Origin of the sequence: Enterococcus sp. AZ079 (assembly GCF_050547255.1) — a bacterium.
In the GTDB taxonomy this organism is placed as follows: Bacteria; Bacillota; Bacilli; order Lactobacillales; family Enterococcaceae; genus Enterococcus_D; species Enterococcus_D casseliflavus.
The window spans coordinates 2550510-2567191 of sequence record NZ_CP172955.1 but is presented as its reverse complement, the minus strand read 5'-3'; the positions used below and the strand labels follow the sequence as shown (position 1 = coordinate 2567191).

Below are 16682 nucleotides of genomic sequence, written 5' to 3'. Positions count from 1 at the left end.
AGGGAGTAGATTGCGAATGATGGAGGAGAATCCCTTGCCAAGTACAACATTTTTTCATTTAAAACAAGAGAAAAAAGAAAAAATCGATGCCGTGCTTTTAGAAGAATTCTTCAGCAAGCACATCAGTCAAGTCAAGGTCTCTGCCATCGTCGAAAAGTCGCACATTTCTAGAGGGGCGTTTTACAAGTACTTTCAAAACTTAGAAGATGCCTATGACTATGCGATCGCCGACTATTCAAACCAAATCCATTCCGCGATTTTTACGTTTATCAATCGCAACAAAAATGATTTTTTCAAAGGGATCGAAGAATACTTGGCTTGGTGCAGTCAATGGTCACCTGAAGATGATCATTGGAAAATGATCCACTTATGTACCCAAAGCAATGCCTGGACGAAGCGCGATGCGATCCCTGACGATTCGCCCATGATTCGTCAGTGGTTGGAGCTGTTGGAAGAAAATCGCTTTACGATCCATGATACGCAAGAAGCTGTCAGTTTCCTTTATTTTATTATGGCGGTCGTGATGGATAGTCTGACAGATTTTATTTCGAATGAATGGACCGCAAAAGAGCTGATCAAAGATTTTCGCTATAAGGTGCAATGGATCAAGTATGGAATCAAAGAGGAAAATGACGAAGAATGAACGCTTCGGCAAGAGGATGGAGCAAATGCCTCGCACAGCGGAAAAGTTCATATATAAGGAAAGAGGTGCCCGACAACCGAAATAGTTGTCGGACACCTCTTTTTTGAGGGAATGATTATTTTTTATTTACACGTTTCGCAATGATCGGCAAGATCAAGCCAATCAAAAGAAAGGCGATTGGCGTAATGATATTTAAGGCCAATTGGAAGAACCAAGCTTGCGGATCTGCCGCATAATCAAGCTTAGGAACCATCCCTAAAATGCAGGCAAAGGCCGTGAACAAGAAGCACCATAAGCCGATCCCAAAGCCAACCTTGGTGTTTTTCACGAATTTATAATCGGAAGTAAAGCGATTGGCGTGTTTGTTGACTAACATAAAGGCTAAGAAGACCCATAAGTAACGCAATGGCATGACAACTGAATTCAAGTTCAACAACCAACGATACAGTTCGGTCATATTGCCGATTCCTAGTGCTGGAATAATGATCAAAATGCTGACTAGGATACCAGTCATAATATACCCATTTACTGGTGTTCCTTTTTTGTTTAGTTTTGCTAAGCCATTTGGTACAAATTCTGAATCAGCATCAGACAATAATATTTTCAATGGGGCATCAATTGAAAAAGCCAAAGCAGAAATTTGCGCCAACGCATTGGCGATGGAATAAAGAATGACAAAGAAATTGCCGATTCCGTAGAAGTTTCCTAGTCGTTGAAAGGCTTCATAAGCGCCGTTGACCATCAAATCTTCTGGAATATGGTTGGCATCAAAAAGCATCCCCATAGCAATCGAGCCTAGCAAGGCACATAACGCCACCATACCGGCTAAAAAGATCATGCCTTTTGGAAATTCTTTGGCAGGATTTTTTGTGTTATTTACGTAAGGCGAGATTTTTTCACAGCCACCTACCGCAAATACCAGCATCGAGATCGTGGTTAAATAGGTAAAGTCAAATTTAGGGATATAGGTTGAAACAGATGACATATTTGGTGTAGCAATCTCAGCACCAGTCATTGCTGGAGCAGTCACTGCTAAAAGAATAAAAAGAATCGACATCACGAACATGGCTGTTCCGGCGATGTTCCCAATCATTTTTAAGGTCGTCAATCCTTTAGAGGCAATCCATAAAAAGAATAGAAAAATAGCTAAACAAATCAACGAGACTTCCATGGAGCCCATCGTTGATACAAATGTACCATTTCCTTTAAATAACCAACTCAATGACACTAAGATTCCTTGGGGTTTTTGTGCCAAATAAGGCACGTGAACGACCCAATAAGTCCAAGCAGCAAAAAAAGCCAACCGCTTTGTTGAGGTTTCTTTGATCCATGAGGAAACCCCACCACTTGACTCTTTGAAGGTCGATCCTAACTGACCAACACTTAATGCATAGGGTACAAAATAAAGAGCCATAATTAATAGCCACGAAACAACAACAGTCAATCCTTGTTGAGCGTAGTTGTTTACAACATTTCCCAGTCCCCAAACAGAGACGAACGCCATCAGCGCAATATTATACCAGCGTAATTGTTTCTCATTCATCGCTTTCTCCTTCTTAAAATGATTTTTCTGACTGGTTAAAATAGAGCGTTTTTTGAAATTTAGTGAGAAAAAAATTTCTTTCCATAAGCGCTTGATCACTATCAAGTTTCTTATGCATTTTTTCACAAATGTCAAAGATCAAATTGAAAAAAAATTTTCATTTGCTTCTTTTTATCCAGTCGTTGATTTTCCATAGTTAGGATAAACCTCTGAATTCTTTTGGTCAAGAAAAATTAAATTGTTATTTAAAAAAAATAATAAATTTCTGATGATTGAAAAAGCAAACATCATCATTCATTAATAATTTGAAAGGAATCCAACTACATTTGGTCAAGGGCATGGATGAAAGAGGGAGTGTTTCATTTAAATGAATGGACGTACAAAGATGGAAGAAACCCTTTCGTAAGGCTTTTCGCTGGTACTTTTTGGATTGATATTTAAGCAAAGAAAGTAGGAGAGTAGTCGTAGTTTTTTTGGTTTTCTAAGAAAAATTTTACGCGAACATTCTTTCAAAGAAACACTAAAACAAAGTTAGCCGAATGCTTCGTTCCATCGAAATCACTCGTTTTTTTTCGCCAACTTATAGGAGGTGGGTGTTATTCGCTCAAATACTGGCCATAAAATCAGATAAAAGACGAAGTTTCCGCTGGCATGGAAGAAATCGAACAGTAGTCCTTGAAGGTAATAGGCAAGAAACGAAGGAAACTGATAAAGCCAAACTTCCATCAACGAAACGATCAAGCCATAAAGAAGTCCGCAAAGAAAGGCAAAGAAAGCTTGCAAGAAGCGGTTTTTCTTGATGATCGGTATTTTTCCAATCTGATGAAAAAGAACGATGGTGACAGTAAGTGCAGCCAATTGACTGATCGTCCAGAGACCCATGCCTAGATAGATATTTGTTCCGAGCAAACTTAATAAGGCAATCACCAACGCATCGGATAAACGGTAAGAAAAAGCCACTAAAAATAAAAGGGCACTCATAGGCTGAATGTTAGGGATAAAGACAAAAACTAACCGTCCAACGATACAAGCCGCAGTGATCAGTGCTAAATGAGAAATTCTTTGGATAGAAAATATCTTGGTTTGGGGAGGAAGCATGAGAATCGCCGTCTTTCTAATTGATAATCATTCTCATTATACATGGAAAATAATAAAATTCAAGATTGAAATGCACATTATATAGTACGATAATAAAAAACGAGCACAATATGTTGTGTTTTAGAAGGCGAGGGAAAGAAATGGAATACAAAAAACAAACGATTGAGAAATTGAACGAGGATATCAAGTTGTTCCAAGAAGTTTCGGCGATCACACCAGAAATGACCCAAACATTTGAGGGAATCGCTCGTTTGATTATGCTGGATCGTTATTCATACAAGGATCAAACCCATCAAACATTGCGTAAGGATGATTTGGTGATTTTGACAACGAAAGCTGATCCTAAATATCCTGCGCGAGGAATCGGTGTTGTGAAAGCAATCGATGGGGAACTAGTCTCTATCGAAGTGGAAGAGGCCTATCGCTCAGCGTTAGAAGATATTGATGAACAAGCCAATGGACTTGTTAAAAGAAGAAAAAGTGACATTGAAAAACCGTTAGAACTCTTTTTTGAGCAAGTGGCGCATCGTGTAGCCAAAGGGATTTCTGCCAACGAGTCCCATGACCAGGAGCACTTCTTTGAGGCGTTTTACCAACAAATCGTGGCGCAAAACCTAATTCCCGCAGGCAGAGTACTTTATGGAGCAGGAACAAATTCTCAAGTTACCTACTTCAATTGCTTTGTGATGCCTTTCATCCATGATTCCCGAAAAGGGATTGCTGTTCATCGACAAGAAGTTATGGAAATCATGAGTCGAGGTGGCGGGGTTGGAACCAATGGGTCGACTTTGCGACCAAAATCAAGTGTGGTCCACGGTGTCAGTGGTCGGTCTTCTGGGGCAGTTTCTTGGTTGAATGATTTGGCAAACTTGACGAACCTTGTCGAACAAGGAGGTAGCCGCCGTGGAGCGCAGATGATTATGATGGCAGATTGGCATCCAGATATTTTTACGTTTATTCTTTCTAAAGTTCAAAATCCTGCTGTATTGCTTCACCTGAAAAAAACAGTCACGAATGCAGCAATCAAACAACTGATCAATGAAAAACTGCAATTTGATCCTTTGACAAAAATGGAAGAAAGAATGTTCACTTATCTAGCGCAACTGCCTGAATCGTCAGATAAGGAACATAATGACATGATCCAAAAGGCAAAAGAAAAATTGCGCATAGGTGGCAGCTATACGGTAAAAGAAAGTGATTTCTTAACTGGTGCGAATATTTCAGTCTGCTTGACAGGAGAATTCATGGAAGCAGTGAAGACAGATGGGTGGTATGAGCTGCGCTTTCCAGATATTGACAATTATTCAGAAGCAGAGATGGCGCAATATGATGCAAAATGGGCGGAAGTCGGGGATGTGCGAGAATGGGCAGCTGCTGGTCATAAAGTCAAAACCTATCAAAGAATCAAAGCTCGTGAGTTATGGGAGTTGATTACTTTTTGTGCAACGTATTCTGCTGAGCCTGGTATTTTCTTTATCGATAATGCCAACAAGATGACGAATGCTACAGCATACGGACAAAAAGTCGTGGCAACCAATCCGTGCGGTGAACAGCCCCTAACCCCTTATGCCGTCTGTAACTTGGCAGCCATCAATCTCGCAAACATGGCGGATCGCCAGAAAGGCACCGTTGATTTTGCCAAACTAAAAGAAACCGTGAAAACAGCAGTTCGTTTCCAAGACAATGTTATTGACGCAACGCCTTACTTTTTTGACAAAAATGAGCAGCAGGCGAAAGGGGAAAGACGTGTTGGATTAGGGATCATGGGCTTGGCAGATTTATTGATCTACTGTGGGAAAAAATACGGATCGGCAGAAGGGAATCAATTCGTTGATCAAATTTTCGAGGCAATGGCAGTCACTGCCTATGAGGCATCCATTGAATTGGCGAAAGAAAAAGGCAGCTTTCCCTTCCTGATTGGAAAAAATGACCAAGAGACGCAAGCGTTGCGGAAGAAATTTATCGATACAGGATACATGAAAAAAATGCCAGCGCACATCCGCGAAGGCGTGCTGCGAATCGGTATTCGCAACTCTCATCTTTTGACTGTTGCGCCAACAGGATCGACAGGCACGATGACGGGAGTTTCAACTGGTTTAGAACCTTACTACTCCTTTTCTTATTTTAGAAGCGGTCGACTAGGTAAGTTTATTGAAATCAATGCGGAAATCGTTGACGAATACCTGATGGATCATCCTGAACGAACCAAAGCGGAGTTGCCGGCATGGTTCATTTCCGCTATGGAGTTGACACCCGAAGAGCATGTCGGTGTGCAATGCACCATTCAACGCTGGGTGGATAGCTCCATTTCAAAAACGGTCAATGCACCAAAAGGATATACAGTAAGCCAAGTAGCCAAGGTTTATCGAGATCTTTATGAAGGAGGAGCCAAAGGAGGGACCGTCTATGTAGACGGCAGCCGAGATTCACAAGTACTTACCTTAGAAGCGGTTGAAAATGAGCTGACCGCACAAGTTGAACCGCTGCCTGTCGTTCAAGTAGATGAACCCGTCGCCTCTGGTAAAATCTGTCCCATCTGCCATGAAGGAACCATTGAGGAAATCGGCGGCTGCAGTACCTGCACAAACTGTAAAATCCAATTAAAATGCGGGCTCTAAGAAAAACGGGATTGATAAAATAACTCTTATCCGCATATTGGATAGAAAAACGATTAGTATTTTGACTATTGGAGAGGAAGAAATAGATGAAAAAAGTATTTGTCGTATTCATGCTAGTGAACACACTACTCGTCGCTACAGGATGCCAACAGGTAAGTGTAACGTCAGAAAGCACGCAGCAAAGTTCCTTGAAGCAAGAACAAGGAACAGCTACGATCGTCATCCAAAATCAAGAAGCTGTGACCTCAAAAGAAGTAACGTTCCGAGAAAATGAGTCGCTGCTGGAAGTAATGAAAGAAAACTTTGCGATCAAAGAAAAAGATGGCTTTATCACTTCGATTGACGGCATCAGCCAAGATCAAAAAGCCAATCTATTTTGGGTCTATACCGTCAATGACCAAATGACCGATAAAGGGGCACAAGAGTTGTTTTTAAAAAACAATGACACTATCACATTTGATTTGAAAGCATTCTGATTTGTTTGATTCTAAGGATCTTTACTGGTACAAAAGAACTTGCCCATAAAGATCTTTATCTATACAGATAGACTCTTGCGTTGATTTTGGAGGCAGTTTTGCACTCAAGTTCTACTCAAGAGTCTATTCTTGTTTTTCTATCAGAGTTTGGAGTGGTGGCTTATTTTATTTTAAAATTGGAATAATAGAAATAAAGATACCATTACATACATAAGTTTTAGCCATGATGTTTCTTTCGTATTTTGGCTTTCGTTCCTATTTTTTGTAGAAAATAATTTTTTTATAGTAGAGTGGAAATGGACAAAAATTTGATTTATCCGTTAGCTTAAGTGGCTAACGCTTCTATTCTCTAATATATGATTTTACTTACTATTTTTCTTGCGATTGTTTCCCAATCTGCTTGTTGTTCATAAAAACAATGTTATCATTGTATCATCAGATGTGGGTGGCGAACAGTGGTCTAAAACACGAGCGTTGATTACAAATAAGGTTTTTTCGTTCTCTTTGTTTATTGTTCGAAAAAGGTAGGAGGAGAATAATGGTTGAGGTACTTTTGATGTGTGGCGTTAGTGGTGCAGGCAAAACCACTTACTCAAAACAAAAAGAGCAAGAAGGCTATGTAAGACTAGCAATAGATGAATTGATTTGGGAAGATTATGGCGTTTATGGTGTTGATTACCCTTCGGAGAAATATGCAAAAGTTTCTTCATTATCTTCAGTTAAATTGAAAGAGCTTACAGTGAAGGCTGTTCAAGAAGGAAAAAACGTAGTTGTCGATTCTAGTTTTTGGGCTAAAAGTCACCGAGACGCTTATAGAGAACTACTGGCAGCATATGATGTGACGATTAAAGTAATCTATCTAAAAGCTGATTATGATACTTTACGAAAACGATTAGCGATCAGAAATAAAGTCCAGACTGCAAATTCCGCTTTTCCTATTACAGAAGAAATCCTTCAACGTTTTTTTTCAGGATTCGAAGAACCGATAAATGAAGATGAAGTAGTGATTGAGCAAAAGAATAAATGAAGTAGCATCAAAACGTTTTTTACTCTTTTTCAATACAGTTAGTCTTATTCCTGTGCAGGACACGAAGGACAGTCATGCTAGAAGCAAAATAGTGATTGGCAATTTCTTTTCTTGTTGCATTCTTCGATTAATAAACGAATCAAAAAGCAAGCCGCTGAAGACAAAATGACTATGACAGCTGTTAAAGACCAAGAATCAATACATGAAACCGCCCATTGGATAAATAGGACGGCAAACAGTAAGCACCTTGAGCAATCGAAACCACAAGTTAGTCCGTATATCAATGCACTAGATTTTCTTTTTTCTGAGCAAATGATCTTTGAATATGAGGAACTCGAAAAAAAGATAAAATATGATCCATTATTGAAAGAAAAAAAAGAGCGATTTGATAGGATTATTCATTATATTGAGGAATATTTTAATATAGTGATAACAGATAATCGGGAGAAACTTCTGGTAGATTTATGTAATGCTGCGAACATTCATTTTGGTCCCCCATTTATTTTATACGATAAATTCAAGAGGTTTTCTGAAGAGGTGATGAAGTATAATAAAACTTTTTTTATCGAAATAAAAAAGGTTTTTATGTCTCAATTCCCCAATGAACCAGCTTATGTGATTGATACTTACCTGTATATGATTATAACGCATTGGCCACAACTGCTGATATCACTTAATAAAATGATTAGTCAAATCCGTATTTCTTTAGTATTTGATAGTGATATTGAACATATGGAAATGATTGGAAATCTAATCGAGATACTATTTCCTAGGAGGTTTACAATAAAAATCGTTTCACACTTTACGAGATTGGAGGAATTAAAGAATATTATTGATACGCAATTAGTTGTCACTAATATTTGTGATTTAAATATTCCAAAAAAAGATATAATCGTTATATCACTATATCCTTCTGAAAATGAATTAAAAATGTTGCGCGAATATTATGAAAATAATGTAGATTGATCTGATGTAAAAATGCTAGCTCTTATTAAAAAACTAGATATTAGTCAACATGAATGTTCTACAAATTTTGTACTGCAGTTACTTATTAAGAATCCATCGCTGATTAAGCTGTCCAGTATTATTGATAATGGGTAACTTAATCAATGAGAAATAATGTACTTACTTTCTAATGAGTAAAGTTATACAAAATTGTTTGGAAGTGGAGATAAATTATTCTTAAATGACTATTAACTAGGTAATAAATGAATGTTTCACAAAAATATCAAATTATGAATTTAGTACTAGATATACAGGGTCATAAACTTAAAAAGTTTTTGATCCTTTTTAATTTCTCATTTAATAGCTCTTTAAGCAGCTCAATTAATTAGGTCAGAAAGTATTTCATATAGCGGTCAGCAGAGTATACCTTGTTGGTCTATTTTCCGATTGAAATATATAAACGTTTTTTGACGGTCAGATATGTTGAGCAAATTAGATTTCAAAAAAATAGAATGTGTATAATGAAATTGTTAAAAAGAGTGTTCAGAAATGACGATTTTCTGAACACTCTCTTTAGATACCATAATTGATATGGAGTGCTCAATTTTTGTGTTCATAAACTCGTAACTAAATCATTGTTCAATTAAAGTTTGGATTTATGAGTATTAGTACAAATCTTAGATAGGGTCAGAAACTTAATGGTTTTTTATCCTTTTACTATATTAAAATATTGAAGAATAAATTATAATGAAAAAATTTTATCTTTAGAATCAATGGCTATTGAGAACACACTGTCTCATGTTATGGGTCTTGTTGTATCGAATAAGCGAGAGCAACTTTCTCCCGAGCTAGATTTCTTAGATGTCTATGCGGACCAATTAAACTTTAGAAATGTGTTCAGTGCTCGGATCCAAAATCAATCGGGGACGTTTGTTAATCAGTTAGAGGTTATTGCATCAATTTATAATGAAGATCAAACAGAAAGCCTCTATTCCACAGAGGCATCAGGAATGCAAATGGTGCCTCACTCCAATTTTGCCTTTCCAATTCCTTTGAATGGTGAGTCATTTGTCCCACGTAATTATGTTCTTCATCTACAAGCAAATTCTGGAGAATTGAAATGGGAGTGGACGAGATCATTTGAGGTAGATGATCATATATCTAAGACATTTAACCGACAAGATATAACTATTCCTAGCCAAAATAAATACTGGGTATTAGTTTCTATTTTTCTTGTTATACTATTACTTTTAGTGCTTTTTATGTTAACGGCAACGATAAAATGTAGGAAAATGGCAATTTAAAATTGTTGGTTTTCCTACATTTTTGTATGCTCTTCTTATCCCAAATGAAACGGAGGTTCAGGGATGAGAAAAGATATACGCGAAGGAGTGATGATCTACGTGATCAACGAAATCAAACCGAACTATGCCGCATTAGCCAAACAATATGACTGTGATTATCGAACAGTCAAAAATGCATACGAAGAAGCTAAGGGTGAAACGTCCACACCTACCCCGCGCAAGAAACGTCCAAGCAAGTTGGATCCATATAAAGAAATTATCCAAGACAAAGTCAAGGGGCATTGTAGTGCCTACAGTATCTTCAAATTTATCGAACGCAAAGGATTTGACGGGAGCTACAGCCTAGTAAAAGCTTACTGTCGCGAGTTCAAACAAGAAAAAGTGCAAAAGGCCACCATTCGTGTCGAGCATAACCCGGGACTTTCCACCCAGGTTGATTGGAAGGAAGATATGCGCTTAATCAGTAATCAAGGAGAAGTTTTTGAATTTAATATCTTCTTATACGTCCTTCCTTACTCGAAGAAAAAATTCATTACTTTAACCTTTGACCGTAAGCAAGATACCCTGTTTGAATGTCTGGATGATGCCTTCTATCACACCGGTGGTGTGCCAAAAGAAATCTGGTTCGACAATATGAAGACGGTGGTTGATCATTCTCGCAGTCAGTTTTCAAAAGCGTATTTCAACGAACGCTTTTATGCCTTCAGTAAAGACGCCAGCTTCACGCCAATTGCCTGTCGTCCCTTTCGACCACAAACAAAAGGATGTGTAGAAGCGTTAGCCAGAACTGTTGATCGACTGAAGGTCTATAACCATGAATTTTATGATACCGTAGAGCTATGTCATCTAGTGAATGACCTATGTTCTGAGTTAAATAGTGAAGTCTCCCAGGCAACGGACCAGACGCTAGATGAGCGTTGGTGGACAAACGAAAAAGAGCACCTACATGAATTACCGAAAAACCTTTTGAATCCTTATTTTGAGGACTTTATTAGCCGTAAAGTCACGAAGGAAGCCATGGTCGTTTTCCGTAAATGCAGGTACTCTGTAGATCCTCGCTATATCGGTAAAGAGGTTGAAATCGAGCTCTCCGACAAGGAAGACCAAGTACAAATTCATTATAACGGAGAACTGATCCGGTCGCATCCCTTAACGAAAAAACAATTGAACTATCATGAGGAGGACTATTTCCAAATCCTAAAGTCAGATGTCATGAGCCATAAAGAGGACGATGACATCAGAGCTTATACTCGCGAAAGTCTAAAACAATATGATTTGGTGGAGATTGCTGATGAAGAATAGCCATTATCAAGAACTGATGACCAACCTAGAAACGCTCGGTTTGAATCACATGCGGGAGTATGTTCCCAATTATATCGAGGTTGCCAATCGAGAGGAGCTTTCCTTGACGGAAGCTCTTCTGGAATTAACGCGAAAGGAAGTCAATCATCAACATAACCAGAAAATGAATCGCGTGATAGAGCGAGCGCGCTTTCCTAAACGGACCAGTCTAGAGGAATTTGATTTTACCTTCCAGCCAAGTATTAATAAACGTGAACTGCTGGATTTAAAGCACATGGGTTTCGTAGAAAAGCATGAGAACCTGGTCTTTATTGGGAGCCCAGGAGTTGGGAAAACGCATCTAACGATTGCCTTAGGAATTGAAGCCTGCCATCAAGGGTACCGGACTTTATTCATCCCTTGTCATGAGCTTCTTTTACGCTTACGAGCTGCCTATGAGAAAGGCACGCTTGAGCGAGTACTAAACCGATATGCACGATATGATGTGTCGATTATTGATGAGATTGGCTATCTACCGATACAAAAACAAGAAGCCGATTTGTTCTTCCAGCTTCTGGCCATGCGTTATGAACACCGCTCTACGATTATTACGACAAATATCGTCTTATCTCGATGGGGTGAATTGTTTCAAAGCCCAGAAATCGCGGCAGCGATCCTTGACCGACTGGTTCATCATGTCAAAGTGTTCAAGATTACCGGCAAGTCTTATCGTATGAGAAATAAAATCTAAACTGGCGATTGCCGACAATTCCTATTGCCGAAAACCTACATTTTTATTCTGCCCAAAACCAAAGGTGATAAACGTTTCATCTGTAAATAGTGGGTCTTTGATCTCAAAATAACCGTCTTTTTTGGTGCTTTGTTTTAAAGCACTTGCGTAGGCTAATGCCTGGCTTGGTTTTTCAGCTAAAATAACCGTACTCATTAACTATCCCTCTTTTCTTTGTTTTTTCTTTGATCTACTGTCACGTTATATCTTGCTCGATACCTTCTAAACGTTCGGCGATTGATTCAGTTTTGTGAAGAGTACAAATTGGTGAAATAAGGCTGGTTACATTCATCAACAAAAATAACTTATCTGTTTTGGAGGAAAATACTGTGTTAAAAACAATTAAACCCCGCGCACTAACGATGGTGTTTTTGGGGAGTACAATCTTATCTTTTGGCTTATTTAATATCCATTCCTTCAGTGGTGTGACTGAAGGTGGTGGTCTGGGGCTGACCCTGTTACTAGATCATTGGTTTCATTTGTCACCAGCAATCACTGGGTTCATCTTCAATATGTTATGTTATGCGGCTGGCTGGAAAATATTAGGGCGAGAGTTCATATTTTATTCCATTGTCGCTTCTGTGGGTTTTTCTGCTAGCTATAGTCTTTTTGAAGCAATCGGACCTTTTTGGCCCCATATCGGTGATACGCCCCTTTTGGCAGCAGTAGTAGGAGCTATCTTTGTCGGGGGTGGCTGTGGGCTTTGTGTTCGAGCAGGTGGTGCCCCGGGTGGAGATGATGCTATGGCCATGAGTATTGCCAAAGTTTTTAAAATGAAAATTCAGTGGGCCTACCTTGCTAGTGATTTGGTCGTCTTGGTATTGTCTTTGAGCTATATTCCCTTGAATCGCATTGGTTTTTCATTGCTGACAGTCATACTTTCAGGACAACTCATCGGTATCGTACAAGAATTTCATTTGCCAGCTTGGATGCATCAGGAAAAGCCGGCTAAGGTGGAGTAATCAACTTTTCTAGCAAGCTTAAATACAAAAGCGTAAAGGCAAGCAACCTTGAAAGAGGGCTTGCCTTTTTTTAGACTTGGTATTATAAAGTTTTCACAAGTGAAAACTCCATAATACCAAGTCTACAATCCGGCTGATTCTCCGGTAGCAAGGCAATCTTGTTTTCTAATTGATAGGAGGGGATGAAGGTAGCTTTGGGAGTAGCGCATTTCTTTAAAAAAACTGAAAAAAAGATACGTGAAAGCGGTTGACATTTAAAAAAGGTTGCGCTATTCTTTAATAGAGTTAGTTAGTTAAGCTAAACAACCTATTTGATGGAGGGATTTTCAATGAGTTATTTTCCAAGTATCGACAAGATTCAATATGAAGGCACAGACACAAAAAATATGTTTGCATTCCGCCACTACAATCCAGATGAAGTAGTGATGGGCAAAAAAATGAAGGATCATCTTCGTTTTGCCATTGCTTATTGGCATACAATGACTCAAGATGGTTCGGATCCATTTGGTAATCCAGTCAACCAACGCCCTTGGTTTGGTGAAACGCCAATGGAAACTGCCAAAAATCGGGTAGAAGCCTTCTTTGAAATTTGCGAAAAATTAGGCGCAGAATACTTCTGTTTCCATGATGTAGATATCGCACCAGAAGGCGATAGCTTAGAAGAATTCTTTGCAAATGTTGATGAAATTACTGACTTGATCAAAGAAAAAATGGATCAAACAGGGATTAAATTGCTTTGGAACACTGCCAACATGTTTTCTAATCCACGTTTTGTTAACGGCGCGGCTTCAACAAATAACGCTGAAGTTTATGCGATTGCTGCAGCACAAGTGAAAAAAGGCTTAGACATCTCCAAAAAACTTGGCGGTGAAAACTATGTCTTCTGGGGTGGCCGTGAAGGATACGAAACTTTACTGAATACCAACATGAAACTTGAACAAGACAATATAGCTCGTCTTTTCAAAATGGCGATTGCTTATGGTGAAAAAATTGGTCACAAACCACAGTTCTTGTTGGAACCAAAACCAAAAGAACCTTCAAAACATCAATATGACTTTGATGCAGCGACTACGATGGCCTTTATCCAACATTACGGTTTAGAAGGCGACTTCAAGTTGAACTTGGAAGCGAACCATGCTACTTTAGCTGGTCATACATTTGAACACGAAATTGCAGTGGCACGTTGCTACGATTCATTGGGTTCATTGGATGCCAACCAAGGGGATGTTTTGTTAGGTTGGGATACGGATGAATTCCCTACCAATGTCATGGACGTGACTTTGGCGATGTACGAAGTCTTGGAAAATGGCGGTATCGCTCCTGGTGGGATCAACTTTGACTCCAAAGTACGTCGTTCCGCTTTCGAAGCAGAAGACTTGTTCTTGGCTCATATTGCTGGGATGGATACTTTCGCTCGCGGTTTGAAAAATGCAGCGAAATTAAAAGAAGATCGTTTCTTCGATGATTTGAAAGAAGAACGCTATGCTTCCTTTAACGAAGGCCTCGGCGAAAAAATCATGAAGGATGAAGAAGACTTGGAAAGCTTATACGATTATGCTGTTAGCCATGAAGATCCAGTCCTGAAATCTAGCCATATCGAATATGTGAAAAATATCTTGAACGATTATTTATAAGCCGTTTAAATGATGAGGGGTCTTCTTAGGCCCCTTTTCTTGTACAAAAAATTAATGAAGGTTAGGTGGACTGATGACTCGCGATTTATGTTGGTTACGAAAAGTAGCCAGTCATTATTTTCAACATTTCTCATTGCCTGCGGATGATTTAGTGGCAAGAAGTATTCGCCGAGAAGTAGGCACATTACTGAATTTGACAAAAGAAGTAGCAAGTGAAGGGGACTTGGCCTTTTCACTTGTAACAGAAGAGTGTTTGGGAAGGGAAGGCTATCGAGTAAAAGGGGAGCAAAATCATGTTGCTATTCAGAGTAATACGACAAAAGGCTTACTCTATGGCTTATTTGCCTTGTATGAAAAATTGATATTGGGAGAAGCTTTCACTTCTTTTACAAGTGTGCCAGACCAAGCGCTACGGATGATTAATCACTGGGATAATATGGATGGAACAATTGAACGAGGCTATGCCGGAGATTCCATTTTCTTTAAAGACAATGAATTTCGTAAGGATTACCAACTGATTGAGTCCTACGCTCGTCTTTTAGCATCTGTGGGAATTAATGCTATCTCAATTAATAACGTGAATGTTCGTGGTGCAGCCAAAGCCCTCATTTGCGAGGAGCATTTTGGCGAATTGCGACTTATTGATGAAATTTTGGGCTCTTACGGAATTAAGCTATACCTTAGTGTGAACTTTGCCGCCCCTAAAGCGATTGGTGGTTTGGAAACAGCGGATCCTCTTGCTAAAGAAGTCATCGCTTTCTGGCAAGAAAAAATTGATGCTTTATATCGTTATATTCCTGATTTTGGGGGCTTTGTAGTGAAAGCGGATTCGGAAGGGGAACCAGGGCCTTTTGCTTATGGTCGTGGGCATGATGATGGGGCCAATATGTTTGGCAGGCTATTGCAACCTCATGGTGGACATTTGGTATGGCGTTGTTTTGTTTATAATCATCAGCAAAACTGGCGGGACCGTAGCATTGACCGTGCCAAAGCAGCGTATGATCATTTTATGCCTTTGGATGGGAAATTTGTTGAAAATGTTAGCCTACAAATTAAGCTTGGCCCATTGGATTTCCAAGTGCGAGAGCCCACTTCTCCTTTGTTGAGTGGGTTGCGAAAGACCAATCATATCATTGAGTTTCAATTGACTCAGGAATATACGGGGCATCAAAAAGCCGTTTATTATCAATTGCCCGTGTGGAAAGAAGCATTGGATTTTGATTGTCGCAATGAAGACGTACCAGGCCAAGTGAAGGAATTATTGAAAAACACTTCACCACAACCAGCTTACAGTGGTATTTGTGCCGTAGGAGTGGTGGGCATGTCAGAAAACTGGACTGGCCATAAGCTGATGCAAATCAATCTCTATGGTTATGGCAAACTGTGTTGGAACAATCAGCTGACCACCCAAGACTGTGCCCAACGTTGGATTGGCTTAACTTTCGATTTAGCTGAGGATCAAACGAAAAAGTTGGCAGATCTTTTGGTGACTTCTCGGGAAACCTATGGCATGTATACAGCCCCTCGAGGTGTCGGTTTTATGGTGACGCCAAGAACCCACGATGGGCCCAATATCGATGGTTATGAATATGATCGGTGGGGAACGTATCATTTTGCTGACCATCTGGGTATTGGCAATGATCGAACAACTTCAGGAACGGATTACGTGTCACAATATGCGCCAGCTATCCGAGATTACTTTAATGACTTAACAACTTGTCCCGATGAGTTGTTGTTATGGTTTCACCATGTACCTTACACGCATCGACTACACAATAGCAAAACCCTGATTCAAGACATCTATGATACGCATTTTGAAGGTGTTAAACGAGTTGAGGACTATCAAGCTGTTTGGGAAGAAATCGGTCCTCATGTTGACCAGAATTCTTATCAAAATGTCAAAGAGTTGCTGCAATGGCAACGAGAACTGGCAGTGGAGTGGCGAGATCAAATCAATACTTATTTCTGGCGAAAATCGGGTATTGCCGATCAAGCAGGGCGTAAAGTATATCCATAAAGTTACGCTTATAAAGGGTTCTACGCTTTCAAGCCTTGAAAAATAAATACGAGGCCATCTGACGCGGGATATACGAAGGTTTTGAGGTAAAAAAGAACTTTAGTCTTTAGAAAATAGTATGACGGTAGCTAAACTAGCCCTGTCAAAAGAAAAACGAATTTTTTGTCTGTCGGTTTCGCTATAACCTGATGAAGTTGTTGGGGGGCGAGACCGACTTTTTTTAAGGAGTAAAGGGTTCGTGCATAGTTGTTCATTAGTGGTTAATAGACGGATAGTGGTGTAGCAAAAAAAACAAAAAAATTGTTCTGTAAGCGGTTGACTTGTGTCAAGAGGTGTTTTATCAT

14 protein-coding genes and 1 pseudogene are annotated in these 16682 nt (G+C 39.3%); 11 read left to right on the top strand and 4 right to left on the bottom strand.

Annotation, left to right across the window (positions count from 1 at the left end):
* Positions 1-16 precede the first annotated feature (16 nt).
* Positions 17-643, top strand: a complete 627-nt coding sequence (locus IGJ15_RS12155) for a TetR family transcriptional regulator (RefSeq protein ID WP_081117236.1) — start codon at positions 17-19, stop codon at positions 641-643.
* Positions 644-758: 115 nt separating this feature from the next.
* Here the strand turns inward: IGJ15_RS12155 and IGJ15_RS12150 are convergent, their stop codons facing one another.
* Together IGJ15_RS12150 and IGJ15_RS12145 are read right to left on the bottom strand one after the other, a co-directional pair.
* Entirely contained in the window at positions 759-2186 is a 1428-nt protein-coding gene (locus IGJ15_RS12150) for an APC family permease (protein WP_005225272.1), read from the bottom strand.
* A 558-nt stretch (positions 2187-2744) separates the two neighbouring features.
* Positions 2745-3284: a hypothetical protein gene (locus IGJ15_RS12145; RefSeq protein ID WP_010747566.1), complete on the bottom strand. Its 540-nt coding sequence runs from the start codon at positions 3282-3284 to the stop codon at positions 2745-2747.
* A gap of 140 nt (positions 3285-3424) precedes the next feature.
* Here IGJ15_RS12145 and IGJ15_RS12140 point away from each other — a divergent pair, with 140 nt between their 5' ends.
* The 7 genes from IGJ15_RS12140 (at position 3425) to istB (ending at position 11686) form a co-directional block, all read left to right on the top strand.
* Entirely contained in the window at positions 3425-5902 is a 2478-nt protein-coding gene (locus tag IGJ15_RS12140; protein ID WP_010747567.1) for a vitamin B12-dependent ribonucleotide reductase, read from the top strand.
* Positions 5903-5988: 86 nt separating this feature from the next.
* On the top strand, positions 5989-6378 hold the full coding sequence (locus IGJ15_RS12135; RefSeq protein WP_010747568.1) for a DUF4430 domain-containing protein: 390 nt from the start codon (positions 5989-5991) through the stop codon (positions 6376-6378).
* Between the two features lie 538 nt (positions 6379-6916).
* Entirely contained in the window at positions 6917-7405 is a 489-nt protein-coding gene (locus IGJ15_RS12130) for an AAA family ATPase (protein WP_010747569.1), read from the top strand.
* 171 nt (positions 7406-7576) lie between these two features.
* Complete coding sequence (locus tag IGJ15_RS12125) at positions 7577-8371, top strand: hypothetical protein (RefSeq protein ID WP_232624640.1); 795 nt, start codon at positions 7577-7579, stop codon at positions 8369-8371.
* A gap of 752 nt (positions 8372-9123) precedes the next feature.
* Positions 9124-9654 carry a DUF3324 domain-containing protein gene (locus tag IGJ15_RS12120; protein ID WP_010747571.1) on the top strand — a complete coding sequence of 177 codons (531 nt, stop codon included), beginning with the start codon at positions 9124-9126 and terminating at the stop codon, positions 9652-9654.
* Between the two features lie 63 nt (positions 9655-9717).
* Positions 9718-10956 carry an IS21 family transposase gene (gene istA, locus IGJ15_RS12115; RefSeq protein ID WP_430599117.1) on the top strand — a complete coding sequence of 413 codons (1239 nt, stop codon included), beginning with the start codon at positions 9718-9720 and terminating at the stop codon, positions 10954-10956.
* Complete coding sequence (gene istB, locus IGJ15_RS12110) at positions 10946-11686, top strand: IS21-like element helper ATPase IstB (protein ID WP_010747573.1); 741 nt, start codon at positions 10946-10948, stop codon at positions 11684-11686. The genes istA and istB overlap by 11 nt, the downstream gene beginning before the upstream one ends.
* A 21-nt stretch (positions 11687-11707) precedes the next feature.
* On the opposite strand, the gene IGJ15_RS12105 is transcribed toward istB, so the two are convergent.
* Both IGJ15_RS12105 and IGJ15_RS12100 read right to left on the bottom strand, forming a co-directional pair.
* Positions 11708-11881: a hypothetical protein gene (locus tag IGJ15_RS12105; protein ID WP_010747574.1), complete on the bottom strand. Its 174-nt coding sequence runs from the start codon at positions 11879-11881 to the stop codon at positions 11708-11710.
* A pseudogene (locus IGJ15_RS12100) lies at positions 11881-11967 on the bottom strand (resolvase); the annotation flags it as partial. The pseudogene IGJ15_RS12100 and the gene IGJ15_RS12105, both read right to left, overlap by 1 nt.
* 87 nt (positions 11968-12054) lie before the next feature.
* On the opposite strand from IGJ15_RS12100, the gene IGJ15_RS12095 reads away from it, so the two are divergent.
* The 3 genes from IGJ15_RS12095 (at position 12055) to IGJ15_RS12085 (ending at position 16338) form a co-directional block, all read left to right on the top strand.
* The gene (locus IGJ15_RS12095; RefSeq protein WP_010747575.1) at positions 12055-12687 is read left to right on the top strand and encodes a YitT family protein; all 633 of its coding nucleotides are present in this window, start codon (positions 12055-12057) and stop codon (positions 12685-12687) included.
* A gap of 329 nt (positions 12688-13016) precedes the next feature.
* Positions 13017-14321 carry a xylose isomerase gene (xylA, locus tag IGJ15_RS12090; protein ID WP_010747576.1) on the top strand — a complete coding sequence of 435 codons (1305 nt, stop codon included), beginning with the start codon at positions 13017-13019 and terminating at the stop codon, positions 14319-14321.
* Between the two features lie 73 nt (positions 14322-14394).
* Positions 14395-16338: a hypothetical protein gene (locus IGJ15_RS12085; protein WP_010747577.1), complete on the top strand. Its 1944-nt coding sequence runs from the start codon at positions 14395-14397 to the stop codon at positions 16336-16338.
* The last annotated feature ends 344 nt before the right edge of the window (positions 16339-16682 follow it).

What these genes read in the sequence shown, in the direction of transcription:
- IGJ15_RS12155 (WP_081117236.1), top strand. Translation starts at nt 17, where the DNA reads ATGATGGAGGAGAATCCCTTGCCAAGTACAACATTTTTTCATTTAAAA.
- IGJ15_RS12150 (WP_005225272.1), bottom strand. Translation starts at nt 2,186, where the DNA reads ATGAATGAGAAACAATTACGCTGGTATAATATTGCGCTGATGGCGTTC.
- IGJ15_RS12145 (WP_010747566.1), bottom strand. Translation starts at nt 3,284, where the DNA reads ATGCTTCCTCCCCAAACCAAGATATTTTCTATCCAAAGAATTTCTCAT.
- IGJ15_RS12140 (WP_010747567.1), top strand. Translation starts at nt 3,425, where the DNA reads ATGGAATACAAAAAACAAACGATTGAGAAATTGAACGAGGATATCAAG.
- IGJ15_RS12135 (WP_010747568.1), top strand. Translation starts at nt 5,989, where the DNA reads ATGAAAAAAGTATTTGTCGTATTCATGCTAGTGAACACACTACTCGTC.
- IGJ15_RS12130 (WP_010747569.1), top strand. Translation starts at nt 6,917, where the DNA reads ATGGTTGAGGTACTTTTGATGTGTGGCGTTAGTGGTGCAGGCAAAACC.
- IGJ15_RS12125 (WP_232624640.1), top strand. Translation starts at nt 7,577, where the DNA reads ATGACAGCTGTTAAAGACCAAGAATCAATACATGAAACCGCCCATTGG.
- IGJ15_RS12120 (WP_010747571.1), top strand. Translation starts at nt 9,124, where the DNA reads ATGGCTATTGAGAACACACTGTCTCATGTTATGGGTCTTGTTGTATCG.
- istA (WP_430599117.1), top strand. Translation starts at nt 9,718, where the DNA reads ATGAGAAAAGATATACGCGAAGGAGTGATGATCTACGTGATCAACGAA.
- istB (WP_010747573.1), top strand. Translation starts at nt 10,946, where the DNA reads ATGAAGAATAGCCATTATCAAGAACTGATGACCAACCTAGAAACGCTC.
- IGJ15_RS12105 (WP_010747574.1), bottom strand. Translation starts at nt 11,881, where the DNA reads ATGAGTACGGTTATTTTAGCTGAAAAACCAAGCCAGGCATTAGCCTAC.
- xylA (WP_010747576.1), top strand. Translation starts at nt 13,017, where the DNA reads ATGAGTTATTTTCCAAGTATCGACAAGATTCAATATGAAGGCACAGAC.
- IGJ15_RS12085 (WP_010747577.1), top strand. Translation starts at nt 14,395, where the DNA reads ATGACTCGCGATTTATGTTGGTTACGAAAAGTAGCCAGTCATTATTTT.